The 16,958-nt window shown below is 41.5% G+C and carries 11 protein-coding genes; 2 read left to right on the top strand and 9 right to left on the bottom strand.

Annotation, left to right across the window (positions count from 1 at the left end; all coding sequences use genetic code 11):
- Positions 1 to 129: 129 nt before the first annotated feature.
- Positions 130 to 1,026, top strand: a complete 897-nt coding sequence (locus QVC79_RS11505) for a helix-turn-helix domain-containing protein (protein ID WP_270594525.1) — start codon at positions 130 to 132, stop codon at positions 1,024 to 1,026.
- Positions 1,027 to 1,549: 523 nt separating this feature from the next.
- Positions 1,550 to 3,838, top strand: a complete 2,289-nt coding sequence (gene rnr / locus QVC79_RS11500; protein ID WP_270594526.1) for a ribonuclease R — start codon at positions 1,550 to 1,552, stop codon at positions 3,836 to 3,838.
- A 72-nt stretch (positions 3,839 to 3,910) separates the two neighbouring features.
- Here rnr and QVC79_RS11495 read toward each other — a convergent pair whose 3' ends face one another.
- From QVC79_RS11495 to QVC79_RS11455, 9 genes are all read right to left on the bottom strand, one after another.
- A complete protein-coding gene (locus QVC79_RS11495) occupies positions 3,911 to 4,486 on the bottom strand; it encodes a hypothetical protein (protein WP_270594527.1) in 576 nt (191 codons plus the stop codon).
- Positions 4,487 to 4,613: 127 nt separating this feature from the next.
- Positions 4,614 to 5,330 carry a hypothetical protein gene (locus tag QVC79_RS11490; RefSeq protein WP_287642483.1) on the bottom strand — a complete coding sequence of 239 codons (717 nt, stop codon included), beginning with the start codon at positions 5,328 to 5,330 and terminating at the stop codon, positions 4,614 to 4,616.
- 35 nt (positions 5,331 to 5,365) lie between these two features.
- The gene (locus tag QVC79_RS11485; protein ID WP_270594530.1) at positions 5,366 to 6,613 is read right to left on the bottom strand and encodes an amidohydrolase family protein; all 1,248 of its coding nucleotides are present in this window, start codon (positions 6,611 to 6,613) and stop codon (positions 5,366 to 5,368) included.
- Positions 6,610 to 7,701: a peroxiredoxin family protein gene (locus tag QVC79_RS11480; RefSeq protein ID WP_270594532.1), complete on the bottom strand. Its 1,092-nt coding sequence runs from the start codon at positions 7,699 to 7,701 to the stop codon at positions 6,610 to 6,612. Before QVC79_RS11480 ends, QVC79_RS11485 begins: the two co-directional genes overlap by 4 nt.
- A gap of 99 nt (positions 7,702 to 7,800) precedes the next feature.
- Positions 7,801 to 9,861, bottom strand: coding sequence for a leucine-rich repeat domain-containing protein (locus QVC79_RS11475; protein WP_270594534.1), 2,061 nt, complete (start codon positions 9,859 to 9,861; stop codon positions 7,801 to 7,803).
- Between the two features lie 18 nt (positions 9,862 to 9,879).
- Positions 9,880 to 11,379, bottom strand: coding sequence for a hypothetical protein (locus QVC79_RS11470; RefSeq protein ID WP_270594536.1), 1,500 nt, complete (start codon positions 11,377 to 11,379; stop codon positions 9,880 to 9,882).
- Between the two features lie 17 nt (positions 11,380 to 11,396).
- On the bottom strand, positions 11,397 to 12,161 hold the full coding sequence (locus QVC79_RS11465; protein ID WP_158581815.1) for a DUF4843 domain-containing protein: 765 nt from the start codon (positions 12,159 to 12,161) through the stop codon (positions 11,397 to 11,399).
- Between the two features lie 13 nt (positions 12,162 to 12,174).
- Positions 12,175 to 13,611 (bottom strand): RagB/SusD family nutrient uptake outer membrane protein, encoded by a 1,437-nt coding sequence (locus QVC79_RS11460; RefSeq protein ID WP_164719845.1) that lies wholly within the window; start codon positions 13,609 to 13,611, stop codon positions 12,175 to 12,177.
- A 12-nt stretch (positions 13,612 to 13,623) separates the two neighbouring features.
- Entirely contained in the window at positions 13,624 to 16,911 is a 3,288-nt protein-coding gene (locus QVC79_RS11455) for a SusC/RagA family TonB-linked outer membrane protein (RefSeq protein ID WP_270594542.1), read from the bottom strand.
- Positions 16,912 to 16,958: the final 47 nt, after the last annotated feature.

Raw genomic sequence — 16,958 nt, 5'->3', positions numbered from 1 at the left:
ACACACCCTCAAGCGGCCCGCCTGTACACGATTTACAGAAGTTTATACCCGAATTACGGAACTTCAAAGTACACCGATTATTTTTCCGACAAAATATCTTATTTTTGTGAATAGCTAATAACGAACAACATGGAAGAGATTCTGAAAATAAACAACGTGGACGACTATAACAAGCTCTACGGATTGGAAACCCGCCACCCGTTAGTCAGCATCGTCGATTTATCACAAGCCACTCGATGGCCCACTCAAGCGGTTTTTAATTACGGCATCTATGCTCTTTTCCTGAAAGACGTCAAATGCGGAGACATCCGCTACGGACGGCAATTCTATGACTATCAGGACGGCACCATCGTCAGTTTCGGCCCGGGACAGATCACCGGGATTGATATGGCACCCGGGGTTCGCCCCATTGCCCACGGACTACTGTTTCATCCCGACCTGATCCGGGGTACGGCACTCGGACAAGAAATTCGTAACTACACGTTTTTCTCCTACGAAGTAAATGAAGCCCTACATCTCTCGGAGGAGGAACGCCAGACCATCATGGATTGCCTGAATAAAATACAGGCAGAACTGGAACACGCCATCGATAAACACAGCCGACGGCTGATCACGGCGAACATTGGCGTGCTATTGGATTATTGTCTCCGCTTCTATGACCGACAATTCGTTACCCGTAACCAGCAAAACAACGACATCATCGTCCGGTTCGAACGCTTGCTGGATGAATATTTCGATGGCCCGATGCCACAACAAGAAGGCCTACCTTCAGTCAAATACTTCGCCGACAAGGTCTTTCTTTCCTCGAATTATTTCGGTGACATGATCCGCAAACAAACCGGAAAAACGGCCTCGGAATACATCCAGACCAAGGTCATCGAACGCGCCAAGGAAAACCTACTCTCCTCGGACAAAACGATGAGCGAAATCGCCTACGATCTGGGATTCCAATATCCCCAGCATTTAAGCCGGATGTTCAAACGGGTGGCCGGATGCACACCCAACGAGTTCCGAGCCCAAAATTGATCAAAAAAATGGGTATCCCGTAAATACAAAACGGGTACCCATCGGGTCGTTCTCCCCACGACAAACCTTTTAAGTCCCTTATTTAATAATCATTACATCAAGTATAATAGATCACTTGATGATCACTTCCGGATAAAAAATTATAATCACACTATTAAAATTCTATTAAAACGCTATCTAGTATAGCACTTTAATAGCGTTTTAATAGCGTTCTAATAGCGCTTTACACGAGATTAATCAGCTATTGCTCATGTATAATTCCACAAATCGTTATTAACAAGGGCATAAATAACCACTTAAAAATCATACAACTAACAATATCAAAAACGATTATTTGGAAGAAAGCTAAAATATTCTCCCCGACAAGCAATTCAAGTTGTCTAAATATCTCTCAGGAAAGAAAAATGGAGATTTTGAAACTTTATATATAAAAATACGAAAATAAAACAGTACATTAGTAACTTCATTTAAGAAGGACAGGCGTTCTTTTAGCGCCCACACCCGATATTTTACGATTTAGATTATGCCAAAGAAAGAGAAAAAAAGCAAGAGAGACATCGGTAAAAAAGAATTACACCGATTATTATACGATATATTTTCCGGTAACCCCGATCAAAACTTCAATTACAAGCAACTAGCCCAAAGACTAGGCATCAAGAACATGAATGCCAAGCAATTGATCATGACGGTTCTTTACGAGATGAAAAATGACAACATGCTCACGGAAGAATCGACCGGGGTATTTAAATTCAAGGTAAATACCATTTACGTTACCGGAATTATTGACCTGACGGCCAAAGGCACCGCCTACCTGATCTCGGATGATTGCAAGGAAGATGTTTTCATCCCCCAAGTCGGTCTGAACCACGCCTTAAACGGTGACAAGGTAAAAGTGTTGCTCTACGCCCGGAGTTCCAAAAGACGCCCCGAAGGGGAAGTAGTGGAAATCCTCGAACGCAAGAAAGAGACCTTCGTGGGCATCATACAATGCTCCAAACAATACGCCTTTCTCGTTCCCACGGGCAAACAGTTACCCTACGACATATTCATCCCCTTGAGCGATTTGAACGGGGCCAAGGACGGGGAGAAAGCCATCGTCAAGATCACCGAATGGCCGGAGAACCAGAAAAACCCCGTGGGTAAAGTGCTAGAAGTTCTCGGGACACCGGGAGACAACGACACGGAAATGAACGCCATCATGGCGGAATACGAACTGCCCGTGCAGTTCCCGACGAACGTGGAGAAAGCCGCGAAGAGAATAAAGGACGCCATCCCGGCAGAAGAGATCAAGAACCGGAGAGACTTCCGGGAAGTCACGACGTTCACGATCGACCCGAAAGATGCGAAGGACTTTGACGATGCCCTCTCGCTCCAAAAACTGAAAAACGGGAATTACGAGGTCGGCGTGCATATCGCGGATGTCAGTTTCTACGTGACCCCGGATTCGGTGCTGGACAAGGAAGCTTACTCCCGTGCTACATCCGTGTATCTCGTGGACCGCACGATCCCGATGCTGCCGGAACACCTGTCCAACGGGTTGTGTTCGCTACGCCCCGACGAGGAAAAACTTTGTTTCTCGGCGGTTTTCGAGTTGAACGACAAAGCCGAGGTGGTGAAACAATGGTTCGGACGGACCGTCATCAAGTCAAACCGCCGTTTCACTTACGAGGAAGCACAAGCCATGATCGAGGGCGGCGAGGGTGACTATAAAGAAGAGATATTAACCCTTAACGATCTGGCCCAGAAATTACGGGCCGCCCGTTTCCAGAACGGTGCCATCGCTTTCGACCGGATCGAGGTTCGTTTCGATATTGACGAGAACGGGAAACCCACAGGCGTGTATTTCAAACGCTCGAAAGAGGCCAACAAGCTGATCGAGGAATTTATGCTTCTCGCCAACAAAAAGGTCGCGGAAAGAATCGGAAAAGTCAAAGAAAATCAAAAAGCCAAAACGTTCGTGTATCGTATTCACGAACAACCGAACACCGAGAAACTGGAAGATTTCGGCCGTTTTATCGCCAAGTTCGGCTATCGCATCCGGACAGGTACACCCCGACAAATATCGTCTTCCATGAATAAATTGATGGAAGACGTGCAGGACCGCCCGGAACAGAACATGATCGAAACACTGGCTATCCGCACGATGGCAAAAGCCGTCTACTCGACGGTGAACGTGGGACACTACGGACTGGCTTTCGACTACTATTCGCACTTCACGTCACCGATCCGTCGGTACCCGGACGTGATGACCCACCGCTTGCTGCAACGCTACCTCGACGGCGGACGTTCAGCCAATGCCGAGAAGTACGAGGAGATGTGTAAACATTGCTCCGACATGGAACAGATCGCCGCCAATGCAGAGAGAGCTTCTATCAAGTACAAGCAAGTCGAGTTCATGAGCGACAAACTGGGCGAGAATTTCATGGGAACGATCTCCGGCGTAACGCAATGGGGGTTCTACGTGGAACTGAATGACACCAAATGCGAGGGACTTGTTTCTATCAACGAACTGGAAGGAGACTATTACGAATTCGACGAAGAAAACTACTGCATCGTGGGCCGCCACCATCGGAAAGTGTACCAACTTGGTGATCAAGTACTCGTGAAAGTGGTAAAGGCTAATTTAGTTGCCCGCCAACTGGATTTCGCTCTCGCAGGCAGTGAAAGCACCACAACGGCCGCCCCGGCAAAAGTGGTTCCTCCCAAAGCCAGTGGCAGCCGCCAACGCCCGGAACGTAAACTCCGACGAGGACGACGGGGGGATGCACCCACCAAACGGAAAAAAGAACAAAAGGGCAGAAAGAAAAAATAAAAGATACAGACATTATTTATTTAGAAAGAAGAAGTTCTCTACAAAACCATTTCGAGAGAACTTCTTTTTATGTTACCACCCGTAAATATCCTTCTCAGTGAAAGGAAAACTCAAAGAGAATCCATTGTAAAAATGTTCCAATATCTCTTCTCTCGTCAACGCTTTAGGATAGTGAATCGGCGGCATACCTTCTTGTCCCAATTTATTGCCTATATATTTCAATATCTCGTATTCTTCTATTGTTGTTGAAGTTGCCTCCATAAGCCTCGAAACGAGCAACCCATTTGAAACCGGGTTAAAACCTAACTTACGCCCCACAGTCACATTACCTTTATGTGAAAAAACTGCAATCTTTGTCTTATTCCTCGCAATAGAATCAATTCGCAGAATATATTCCGAATAAGCCCAAAGAAATTCTCCTTTCCGATTCTTAAACACGTAAGAACGAAGGGGGAATGACACGGGGTACAACGTATCTTGATGATTTAAGAAACGACAAGACTTACTCTCCCCCAGAGAATCCAGAACGTCACGACAGGGTAATAACACTAAAGATTTTAAACCCTCCCAATACTTCTTCCGCGCATCCGGCGGAAGTTGAAATCCGTGTAAAGCAAAACACGAATCCAACACCCTCCGTACTTCCATTTCTGGAAAATCATAAACGTAAGACGTGGGATTTAATATTTCTCCCTCTTGGCGTACATCTTCATAATAACAAGCACAGGAAACAAAAAGCAGAGAATAAAAAAAGTAAAATCGCTTTTCTCATGGTTCATTCCCCCTCCAAAGGATACCATTCCTCATTACTACAATAATAATCTTTTCTCAATGTATAATATCGACCGTTCAGCCGCAAACGCCGAATTACATATTTTCCCGTGGTAAGTCGATCATTCTCCCGCTCCCGCATATCCACGATGTAATCAAAAATATTATCGGAAATTCTCAATTCCGGCGCACTAATATCTTTCCATTCATACCGATTATTTCGGATGTACAAATACCTCTCAACACGCTCTTGGGCCTTTACAAAAGTGAAAGCATTAGCTGCGGCAACCATAGGATCATTTAGATCCCCATTTATAAATAAAAAAGTCGAATCTTGATATTTCCCTCCCACGGGATAAAGTTGAGGATTCTTTTTAGGCTGTACAATAAATATTCCCAATTCTAAAAGAATATCATACCTCCCCGTAGCCAACCTTCTATTGTACTTTTCCCACAAGCGGACAATATGATTGAATATCTGCTCCGAAACTTTCAGTTCTGATCCACTTTTCACATCCCACACAAAACGAATAGCTTGTCCCTCTATCTGAAATCTCATGTGTTGTTGCACCCGTCTATAAGCCCGAATATACACTTCCCAATCCCGACCTAATACCTCTGGATCTCTTAGATCTCCCCTCAAATCCAAAAAGATAGAATCCTGATAATTCTCCTTAGCAACTTGTCCGTAAAGCTCTAGACCTATAAACGGGAAGATCATTATTAATATTATGCATCGACAATATAACATTCCGTCTATTCTATTACGTTACCGGTTTTGATTATCATCCGAATTTTCCGCAGCTCCTTAATATCATCATACGGGTTACCGGGGAGGACTAACAAATCAGCTTGTTTCCCGACTTCTACGGAACCCACTTTATCGGCAGCTCCCAACGCCTCGGCTGCAACTTTTGTCACCGTGAAAATCGCCTCCATGGGGTAAAAACCACATTTCTCCACGTACAGGTCAAGTTCGTCGAAAATAAAAGGGAAGGGACGGTTTAAATCATTGATATAATCGGTACCCCCACAGATTTTCACACCGATCTGGTTCGCCCTTTTGACAAAGCGGGTAGCCCAATCCATCTTGTTCTCTATGCACAGGAAAAGAGTGGGATCAAAAATAAGTCCTTTCGATTTTACGGTTTGTAGAAACCGTTCTACCGATATTTTATCATGATCAATCTTGTCGTAGAATTTCTCGTAATTCTCAAAGATATTCCCGCTCAACTCTTCCGAAACCCCTTCCCACTCCAACATATAAGCATGAGAGATCACCTGTACCCCGGCATCCGCCACATCCCACGGTTTAGCGGGGAAAAGCGTGGCATGTCCCCATACCTGTAACCCGTGTTCCTTGGCTTTCCGGATGACGGGTAACAATGTTTCCCTATCAAACCCGCCATAAATCTTTACTCCCGTGCATCCCCATTCTTTCGCATCCTCCATCGCCTTATCCAAATCGGAATCCGGACGGATACACTGCATCCAAGGAGCGTAAGGTTCGGGCCAGCCTTCCACCATACTTTTCTCCCGGTCGTTTCCCTCAAAATAAGCCGGTCCGGCCATGAAGGCTGCGTAATAGATGTCCGGTCCCAAGTATTTCCCCTGTTGTACACCCTCCTTCAATTCCCGCAACACACGGGCATCTCCCGCCGCATCCCGGATAGAGGTTACCCCGTGGCGTAAGAAATACTCCAAATGCTTCGCCCGATCCGCCTGTGATTCCTTCGGGTCATTTGCAATATGCACGTGTGCATCGATCAATCCCGGCATCACGTACATTCCCGTCAGATCTTTCACCTCTCCTGAAACGCCAGTCCCGGCACCTTTACCAACCGCTTGAATTATTCCCTCTTTTATCACGACATCCTGACCCTTACGGATGCTTCCTTCCACGACATCCACGACATTCACATTCTTCAGGATGATCGCCTTCTCCTGCGCATTTCCATGGAAACAACACAGGAGAGATATTATAACACAACCTATTAATCTCATGATCTCTTCTGTCTTATGATTTCATGTATCTCTTCAACCTCCGGATTCTTCAACAAGATATTCCCGTCCGGACCTATCAGATAAACCGTGGGAACTTGTTCCACCTTGTAAGCCTTCCGCACTTCACTCTGTTCAAAACCAGTCTCGTCAATCAACTGCACCCACGCTACCCGGTCTTCCTTCAATGCCTGTAACCAAGGAGCCTTTTTACTATCTAGAGAAACAGAAATCACTTCTAATCCCGCATCCCGTAATTCCGGATATTGTTGGTTCAATTCCTTGTTCTTTTTTCGACAAGGAGCGCACCAAGATGCCCAAAAATCCAAAAGCACGTGTTTCCCCCGGAAATCAGCCAATCGAATTTTCTGCCCTTTCACGTCCGGTAGTTCAAAATCCGGAGCCTGCCCGGTCAATTGTTTTACTTTCAACTTATTGTAAGTATCAAAAATCCTCGTCTTCATCCCGCTATTCGGAATGCTATCTCCCAATGCTTCGATTGCTTGGGTAAAGAATTTAAAATCGACCTCACAATAAAAAAGGATTTCGTGTATCAGGTTTTGTGCAATTTCCGTTCCGGCAAATTCACGAATACCTTCTAACACAAGTTCATTCTTTTTCGTGAACTTTTGATCCAGCATTTCCGAACGGGCGGCTTTCTGATGAATGTCCGTGATGGTATCGTAACCCTGACACGCCTTCTCGTAATCCTGATTCAATTTATCGAGTTCTTTCAGGAATTCCACGTATCGATTTTGCAATGACGATTCTTCGGAAAGCAGGTAATACTTATCCCCGGACTCAACAAGCATGTAATGCTTTTGCTCGATATATACCGGTATCCGAACATAATCTTTCGGGAAATTAACAAACACAAGCTTACCCGGTGCAATATTACCCGAAAGATGAAAAGTCCCGTCTTTCTGAATCGAAGCAACCATCAAGCGTTCTCCTCGTCGGGCGTCAGGAAGCGTGACTTCCACGCTATCACTTTTCCATTGCTTTTCAACTTCTCCCGTAATCTGGACTGTAGTTTGTTTGCAGCCGAACAGAACAAGTAAAAATAACCCGACAATAATTATTTTCTTCATGCTATTTTCATTATATGATTATCCCAAACCACCCCCGAAGAGTAAGTTTATAAATCAAGAGGGCTAAAAAAGCCCCCTTGATAAAAACAACACACTGTATTATTTTACATTCGAGAATCCATATCCCTCTTGCTGAGGATAGATATTCGTTTCCGGATATAACTTCTTCCACACGGCTGATGATAATACTTCTGCCGGAATTTCTCCTGACATTCTGTTCCCATTCAGCTTCAATCCACTGTAACCCAAGTTCATTTTTGCCACCTCTACAGGAATTGTTCCGGTAATATTATTATTACTTAAATAGAAATAACTCAAGGTCGAACAATTTCCTAATTCGGCAGGTAATTCACCTGATAACAAGTTGTGTTCCAAGTACAGGTTCCGAACCTTCGTCAGAGTTGAAATCCCGTTCAAGTTACCTTCTAACTTGTTATTTGAAAGATAGACATCGGTCAAATTCGGACTGAACTGGCTCAAATCAAGTTGCCCGGATAATTGGTTACCATCCAATCTCAACGTCTGCAATGCCGATAGGTTTTTCAGCCAAGAAAGATCACCCGAGAATGAATTGTTACTTGCATTCAATTTTTTCAATTTCGTCAAACCAGAGAAGACATCGGCAGCAACTCCACGGATTCCCGGCGTACCCTCTTTCCCGGTAACATCCAACTCTTCCAAGGCGGACAAAGAAGAAATCGCAGCGGGTAGTGTCGTTAAACCAGTTCTCGGCATGGTCAATTTCTTCAAACCTGTCAACTGTCCCAAGCTAGCCGGAAGAGAAGTCAGTGCAGTACATTGACTCACGTCTATTTCCGTTACTTTGGTCAGGTTACCAATGCTCTCGGGTAATGATTCCAAAGCAGCACAATCGTAAAAATTCAATTTCGTCAGTTTATCCAGTTTACCAAAACTTTCCGGGACGGCTTTCAGTAGCTTACATCCTCTTAAAGTCAAGGTGCTTACTTGTAAATTTCCTATATCACTTGACAAACGCTCCAACCTCTCACAATCAGATAAATCTAATGCCGTCAACTGGATCAAGTTTCCAAAACCTTCGGGAAGTTCTTTCAACACTTTACAACCGGATAAGGTCAAAGTTTTCAAATTCACTAATTTCCCGATATTCTCACCTAAAGAGGCCAAAGCCTGACATCCACGTAAATTCAATGTTGTTAAATTCTCCGCCAATTCCCCAATATCATCCGGTAAACTATAAATATTCGTTCCTGCAAGATCTAACGATTTCAAGTGTTTCAACTTGGATATTCCTTCCGGCAAGTCCCCGATCAGATATATCGTTGATAACGACAAGGATTCCAGCGCAGGCAAAGTATAGAATGCCGCAAAAGATTCCATCGGGATTTTCAATTGTCCCGGCTTAAATTCCTTTAATGAAAGCATGGAAGACATATCATTCGGCAAGAACCACTCCGTCCCATCCGAGAAGTTCACATTCAAGGATTCCAACTTTCTCAAGTTAATCAAGCTATTCGGACATTTGTAAACTTTCCCGGTAATCCGCAGAGAGGTCAATTCCCGTAAATTCCCAATTTCATTCGGCAAGTTACCAGACAAACTGAAGTCAGACAATAGCAATGCTGTCACTCGCAATTCTCCATTTATCTCTTCTAAGGTAACTCCGGACCACTCTGTCATCGGTTTTCTAGGGTTCCACGGGTTACGCCATCCTTCACCATTAAGTGATTCGTGAAGAACAAGTAATGCCAAACTATCACTTCTGCGAGTATATTTGGATTCATACGTGTACTGACCAACGAACACGGTGTCGGTCACGCCGGTATTCTCCTGGCGAACAATCATTCTCGTGTAGCGTTCCTGCATCCCCTCGTTTACCCTCAAAGTAATCCCGACAACAGCATTACCCTCGTCCCCGGATTTCGGTTCATAATCAAAAATCCAATTGGTTTCCTCGATCGGCTCAATACTCCACCCGCCACCAATGGAACGCAACTCGAATCCCTGGGCATTTCCCATGGCATCGATCATAATCTCATCCCGCGATAATTTCAAACCCGGGGTCATATCTTCCGGAATCACCGGATCAGGAATATCCTTGAAGTCGTAATCCTCGCAAGATGAAAATATCCAAAGCGACACAATGCTATAAAGCACTAGATTTACAATATATCGTTTCATAATCTTCATTATTAATTTCTATTTAATCTTGTAGAACATATCAATAGGCTCATAAGAAATCCCTTCATATTTATTTATCAGTTCTCCTGTATCCGCATTATAAACCCATAACGATCCCTTGAATTCCCCTTCTCGATTCGGATTATATGAAGCTATATAAATTTCTTTTTGTACAGAATAATCTTGATAATTTGAATCATTACGACTTTTTTGATAATGATTCAAACAACGAATTTCCTCTCCTTCAGGTAACTTGATGAATGGCATTGCGTCCAAATCTAATTGAGTATAGAACCATTTATACACTTCATTTTTATGAGATACAAATGCACAAGTATAGTAATCATTAGGTAGAATTTGCGATTCTTCTGTAATAATTCCTTCTCTTACAGGACGTTCAAATAAGACCCATAATCCTTTTCCCGTGGATAAATTTAACATAGCAGAATGAATACCAACAACTTTAGTCTGGCCACCATCACGATACACAACAAAAACATCATTACCATCACTTTTCTCATTCTGGAAAATCTTCAATACATACTTTCCTTTAAAATAATCGAAACAATTTTGAAATGAAAAGAATGGATCATAACCATTAGCACCACTCCAACATACAGCATCCCGATCTTTACTAATAAAGACCTCTGTTGAACTACTAAAATAACTAGGACGATCATACCCATCCGTGTAAACTGTACCTTGTGGAAGTCCCGGGAATGGGAAAATCGCTTGTTGTTGCACTTGTACCATTGCAACCCCTCCATTTTTAGAAGTTACAGTAAACTCTGTACAATAACGGTAATCACAGGTCATCATCGTGGTTGGAACAAAATCCAGTTGATAGAATTTGAAATCATATTCATATATTTCTTCAAAAGTTTTAGCGTCTATCTGCACTAATTTCTGACTTTCCCCATGCAGAATGTATAAATAATTCCCCACTTTATCTATATCCACTGGATCTAGATATAATTCTTTACCTCCATTCGCATACGCAAAAGCATTCTGCATGAACGATGGTTCCATTCCTGCTTCTATCTCTTCCGGAGTTAACGTTTTCAAGAAAGAAATACCACCTTTTCCATCGGGACGACGCTCTAGGATTGTAAAACCTTCCTCAAACTGAGAATTAACAAAAACATGATAATATTTAATTGTACTTCCATCCTCACTTGTCACTATCTGCCGTAAGTGGTAATGCCCCAACTCTCGAACGACGTAACTCAAATCTTTTTCTTGAGAAATGTTTTTAAAAACCGTTGTAGATTCCCCAGTTTTTGGATCTTCAGCATAAAGCCCCATATCCCATTGATAGGTTAACTCGTCTGTCTCACTTTCAATATCAGCTTTAATTTCCAGCGTGTTATTGAAATAAATATTGATCGAATCTTTTGCTGTAGGTAAAATATTTACCTCTATAATAGGTTGATCTGCCAATCTAGAATTATCATCATAGCATGCTTGCAAACAACATAAAACGATCAATATACCCCATATATATTTTATTCTATTCATAAAAGCCTAATTTTCAATTATTCATACTCTGTTGTCGCCGGATTGGGCAATTTATAATGTTCATCTCCTGTCTGTAGATAATACTCATACATCGGAGTATAAATATGCTGTTTAAAATAACCTAAATAAACATAGGTCGTCAGTAAATACGGATAGCGGCTATGTGATTCGTTATCCAGATATTCTCCCCATTTGGATTCAATATCGTCATACAAGACGGGCAATTTTTCTTTAGTTTCATGGAAATACTTGATAAATAATATCAACTTATCCTGATTATAGGTTCCTAATCGATCAGGACGCCACCATTCGGGTTGTTCGATACTAATATCACCAAAAAACACGAGGCATTTTGTCCTATTGGTTGGTATATATTCATCGTTTGCTTCCAAATTCAAGTATAATTTATACTGAATATCTTTTACTAGGTTATCTCGTTTAAAATCTAATTTGATAGCTGCTGTCACAGAGTCTTTCATAAACACTTGAATTTCATCCATGTTATAATGAACTCCTAATTTCGCCGTTGAATTACGCACATCCGCACTCACCTTAAATTCAACATCTCGATCAAAATTAGCTAAACCAATCAAACTAATCGGGACTTCCAGATCAACTTCTTTATCTTCACGGGGACCATATTCAAAAAAGAACGTGTCCTTGTCAAAATAAATCTTATTTGTTAAAGAGGTATTATACAATTTATAATCTTCATCCGTACATGAAAACAATGCCCCTAATAACAATAGCGCAGTAATACTCGTGTATAATAATTTTCTCATAACAACATTCATATTAATTTCTATATTCATACTCATTATCAGGTACCGGGAACACATAAATATCTTTTGAGGCCTGGAATGTTTGATCGGTTATTGATTCATAAATTGACATATTATAGTGTTTCATAATCTGGAACCATTGTCCTTCACAAACCAATTCTTTACGGCGATCATTATTAATATTCATTCGCGACACAACAACAATGCCATCCCCTTTGTTAAAGCCATTTAAACCGCGAGCCTTCACAACTTTATCTAAATAAGTCGCTGCCATTTCCATATTATCTGATACAAGATAATATTCTGACACGATATAATACAACTCTGGTAATCGAATCATGTTAATCCCACTTAATTTAGCCACGGGACGAGTATTTAATCGTACTTTAAAACGATCTACCACTTTCATACACCGCAAACCTTCCGCTCCATGATCAGACAAAGTCTGGAACCACTTATCCAAGCGATAATCAAACCCGTCTTGGTCAACCTCGTAAATCTCCCTATAATCCGGTTTCGGATCATAGTAATTGTTTCCACCACTAGAATACATTACATCCCGCGTATAATTAGGAAATTCTTCAGAATATAACCCCCAAATCGTTTCTTTATCAGAAATAATACCGTTCATAATATCCTCCACATTTGTCTTATCCTCCATCGAGAAGAAAGGACAATCAATCACTTTCATGGCATAATTCTTCGCTGTTTCTAAATCTCCTTTTTCCCAATAAACACGAGCAAGTAAAGCTTGTACTGCATAAAGATTCATATGAATCACACGATCCTTCACGAATCCCCCAGCATTTTCATCCACCCGATCAAAATACTCTCCATGAGCAGCTAATAATCTTTCAGCTTCTTTAAAATCACGAATGATCTTATTATAAGACTCATTGATCGGATCGAATGGGGTTACTTGGTAAGTATAATTCTCACGATATGGGATTCCCGTTGCATTCGGATTCTGTATTATACTCTCTGAAAACAAACGTAAAAGTTCAAAATGCATGAAAGCTCGCAATCCCAATCCCTCAGCTTTATAAACATTATACAAGGCAAATTTTGTAGAATCATGTTTGGCAAGATTCTCCAGCATATTATTCACGTAAGAGATCCCTTTATACATGGATTCCCATATCGCATCGATTTCCGGGCGCACTTCCATATGTTTGTAATTGTAAAGCCGCAACTGATTAGACCAGTGCTGATCCCATCCTCCGGAAAAATACTGTCCGACAACATCCACCAAACCATACGTCATATTTTTCCCATACAGAGGTTCTCTCGCTAAATAAGAATAGACGCCATAAATTGCCTCTTCAAATCCTTCGGCAGTTTCAAACAATTCATTATTCACAATTTCTCCTGTCGGTCTAACATCCAAGAAACTATCACAAGAATAACAGATTGTCAATAAGATAAATAATGTGTATATCAATCTTTTCATAATCATATCATTTTAGAAGGTCGGACTAATTGAGAAAGTAAATCCCCGGCTAAATGGATATTCCGTACCCCGTTCAAATTTCACGGTTGACATACGGAATGGGTCTTTCATTCCCACACTCAGTCTTAAACGCTTGAAACCAATTTTTTTCAATAGATTTTGATTAAAATCATAAGCTAACTCTATACTTCTACATATCACGTTATTATCATCTTCTACAAATCGACTAGTATGATAACTTGTGCGGGAATCTGCATTTGCAATATCCAAATAAGCGGGAACATCATTCACATTTTTCCAACGTTCTTCAAAAGCTCTCCGATCCACATTATTTCTCGGATTCACGTTCTCCACGTTATCTGCACGAGTCGTATTATATATTTGTCCTCCGAAATTATACTCGAAAGCCATATTCAATTGCCATCCCTTATATGATAACATCGGGAAAAACGCACCTTTTAACCAAGCAGACTCATCACCCACGACCACTTTGTCATTAGGATCATACTCCAAGGTCCAAGCTCCATTTCGCTTGATAAATACCTCTTCTCCCGTTGCCGGGTTAATTCCTGCAGAACGTACAGCATAAATGGCAGAAGTTGACTCTCCTTCTTTATACAAGATTTTTGGAGCCGAGGATCCATCAGCATTAGCCTCCTCGTTATATTTTGCCAAGCTATTACTAATTCCCAAAATTTCATTTTTATTATGGTCCCCGTTTACTTTCAAGCTAAACCGCCAATCTTCCAAGGCTACCAGCAAAGCCGTTACTTCAAATTCGAATCCTTTGTTACGCATCTGGCCCAAGTTATTTCGAACCGTAACTTCTCCTACAGAAGGCGGAACTGACATATCAATCAACACGTCATCTGTTGTCTTCACGTAATAATCAAATGTCGCACTGATACGATTATCCCAAAGATCAAGATTTAACCCAAAGTTATGAGCTTTCGTCAATTCCCATTTCAGATCTCGATTACCCATTGTTTTCGGCACCGCACCAATACCATGCAAATAAAAATTTTCACCATTATAGAAATAAGTTGTCACAGCTTGATAAGGAGCAAAACTAACATTACCAGTGACACCATAAGAATAGCGAAGACGGAACGTGTTCAACCAGCCAAAACGAGTTGCGAATTCCTCGTTATGAATGTTCCATCCGGCACCTACAGACCAGAAAGGAGCAAAACGATTCTTATCTCCAAATTTAGAAGAACCGGAACGACGGAAAGACCCGTCCACGAAATAACGATTTTTCACGATAAAGTTTGCATTTACAAAAGGTCCTATACTCGTACTTATTTCTTCCGACCCGGTAGGACGCTTTCCTTCACCAAAGCCTGCCGCAAAATTTGGTGCATGTAAGGAAGATTTGTAGAAACCATAAGCCGTATATCCATCTGTTGTAGTAGTCTCCTTCATTATGTCCGCACCACCATGCAAGGTTAACAAGAAGTCCTCTCCAAAATTTTGAGCATAATTCACAACAACCCGTCCCTCATATTTCAGATACTGCTCATTTTCAATAAGCAAAGAACCTTGCTCCGAACGACTCGTTGCATCCTTAAACACATTAGATTCAGGAGAATAGAAAACTTCCGTTCTATCTTTAGAAGTTACAATCGTCCCCGTCCCATTCACAAAAAGACCGGGTCTCACATCCCAACGGAAGGACAATGAATTCGTAAAGGAACGACTTGACCCTTTATCATAATTACCACATTCAGCCTCATACAGAGGATTTGCCATTTCCCATGAAAGAGTCTTGTTCAAACGCCCATATTCATCATAAGGAGAATCATAAGGATTCATAACCACGTAATCCGAGAACTTTCCATAAGGACTCTCTTTCCATTTCAAATCAGAAAAACTGGATTGAAAGGACACGGTCAATTTATTATCGACATGATAGGAAAGGAACATATTCAGACCTATCGTATTACGATAGTCTTTTTGCATAACTCCTTTCACCGTTCGCACATTAGCATTCAACCGATAGGTCATCCCGTTTCCTCGGCCACTAGCCCCGATAGAATTATTAATCGTGTAACCCGAACGTAGAGGCTTGGACATCCAGTCAGTATCCATTCCCTTAGAAATTAATATTTTCTTCCTATTATATTCTTCAAAATCATTCAACAAAGAAAAATTATATAACCCCGCCAAACGTTCAAACTCTAATTTGTCTTTTGCATTCAGATAATCGTATGATCTCAAATCAGGGACCTCTAATGCTCCATCCAAATTATAGGACAATCGTAATTTATCATTCAGCACTCTTTTTCGTTCAATAACAATAACACCATTAGCAGCCTTTTCTCCATAAAGTGCCGTAGCAGAAGCATCTTTTAAAACATCCACACGTTCGATATCATTAATATCAATATCATACAAATCTCGCATCGTGATCTCTACACCATCCAACATAATAACTGGCTGGTTCGCACTTTGGTCCGCTTCCGTGGACAGAGATGAAGTCCCTCGAATGACGATTTCAGGCATCCGGTTCGGGTTCGACCCGAAAGCGTTATTTTCCACCATTCGCATACCGGGAGTTAACATCGAAATGGCACTAACCAAATTTGTATTAGATACCGCCTTAATTTCCTCAACGGTCATTGTCTTGACAGACCCCGTGAAACTTTCTTTCTTCTTGGTGAAAAATCCGGTAACCACAACATCATCTAATGCCTTGGTATCAGACTTCATCACAACATTATACTCTGTTTTCTTCTTGGAGATCTTTAACTCATAATTCTGCATTCCCACAAAAGAGAAAATCAATTTTGTCGTATCCGATTGAGGCACTTCCAAGTTAAACTTTCCATCAATATCCGTTGCCGTTCCTATTGATGTCCATTTTATCATTACCGTAACACCCGGTAACGGAATACCCTCCTCGTCTGTAACCGTACCTTTTACCTTTACTCCAGTAACTTTCTTCTCATCATCTTGTTGTTGAGCATAAAAAATCACAACATGATCACTCGTAATCTCGTACCGTAAAGGTTTATCCACGAAAACAAGATCAAGAATCTCCGATACCGTCTTGTAATGTACTTTTCCACTAACGGTATATTTTTGAACATCCTCATGGTTAAATACGAATTTTAGATTGGTCTTTTGCTGAATCTGTTCAAAAAGCTGAACCATATTCATGTTCTCAAATACCAGATCAATCCGATCCTGTTGCGACCACACTTTCGCATTCAAACTAGAGAAGCCCAAAATCAATACCAGGAATACTAGCTTGATTTTAATCATAATCCAGATTAGGTTTCTACATAAAAATTTCATAACTTTGTTTTTCAAGTTTAACATTAAAATTCCTTTGACGAGGAGTT

Origin of the sequence: Butyricimonas sp., from assembly GCF_019423355.1 — a bacterium.
Lineage (GTDB): Bacteria > Bacteroidota > Bacteroidia > Bacteroidales > Marinifilaceae > Butyricimonas > Butyricimonas faecihominis.
This window is presented reverse-complemented; position numbering and strand designations above follow the sequence as displayed.

Excerpts from the sequence above, each read along its gene's own strand:
- QVC79_RS11505 (WP_270594525.1), top strand. The coding sequence starts at position 130 with ATGGAAGAGATTCTGAAAATAAACAACGTGGACGACTATAACAAGCTC.
- rnr (WP_270594526.1), top strand. The coding sequence starts at position 1,550 with ATGCCAAAGAAAGAGAAAAAAAGCAAGAGAGACATCGGTAAAAAAGAA.
- QVC79_RS11495 (WP_270594527.1), bottom strand. The coding sequence starts at position 4,486 with ATGGAAGTACGGAGGGTGTTGGATTCGTGTTTTGCTTTACACGGATTT.
- QVC79_RS11490 (WP_287642483.1), bottom strand. The coding sequence starts at position 5,330 with ATGATCTTCCCGTTTATAGGTCTAGAGCTTTACGGACAAGTTGCTAAG.
- QVC79_RS11485 (WP_270594530.1), bottom strand. The coding sequence starts at position 6,613 with ATGAGATTAATAGGTTGTGTTATAATATCTCTCCTGTGTTGTTTCCAT.
- QVC79_RS11480 (WP_270594532.1), bottom strand. The coding sequence starts at position 7,701 with ATGAAGAAAATAATTATTGTCGGGTTATTTTTACTTGTTCTGTTCGGC.
- QVC79_RS11475 (WP_270594534.1), bottom strand. The coding sequence starts at position 9,861 with ATGAAACGATATATTGTAAATCTAGTGCTTTATAGCATTGTGTCGCTT.
- QVC79_RS11470 (WP_270594536.1), bottom strand. The coding sequence starts at position 11,379 with ATGAATAGAATAAAATATATATGGGGTATATTGATCGTTTTATGTTGT.
- QVC79_RS11465 (WP_158581815.1), bottom strand. The coding sequence starts at position 12,161 with ATGAGAAAATTATTATACACGAGTATTACTGCGCTATTGTTATTAGGG.
- QVC79_RS11460 (WP_164719845.1), bottom strand. The coding sequence starts at position 13,611 with ATGAAAAGATTGATATACACATTATTTATCTTATTGACAATCTGTTAT.
- QVC79_RS11455 (WP_270594542.1), bottom strand. The coding sequence starts at position 16,911 with ATGAAATTTTTATGTAGAAACCTAATCTGGATTATGATTAAAATCAAG.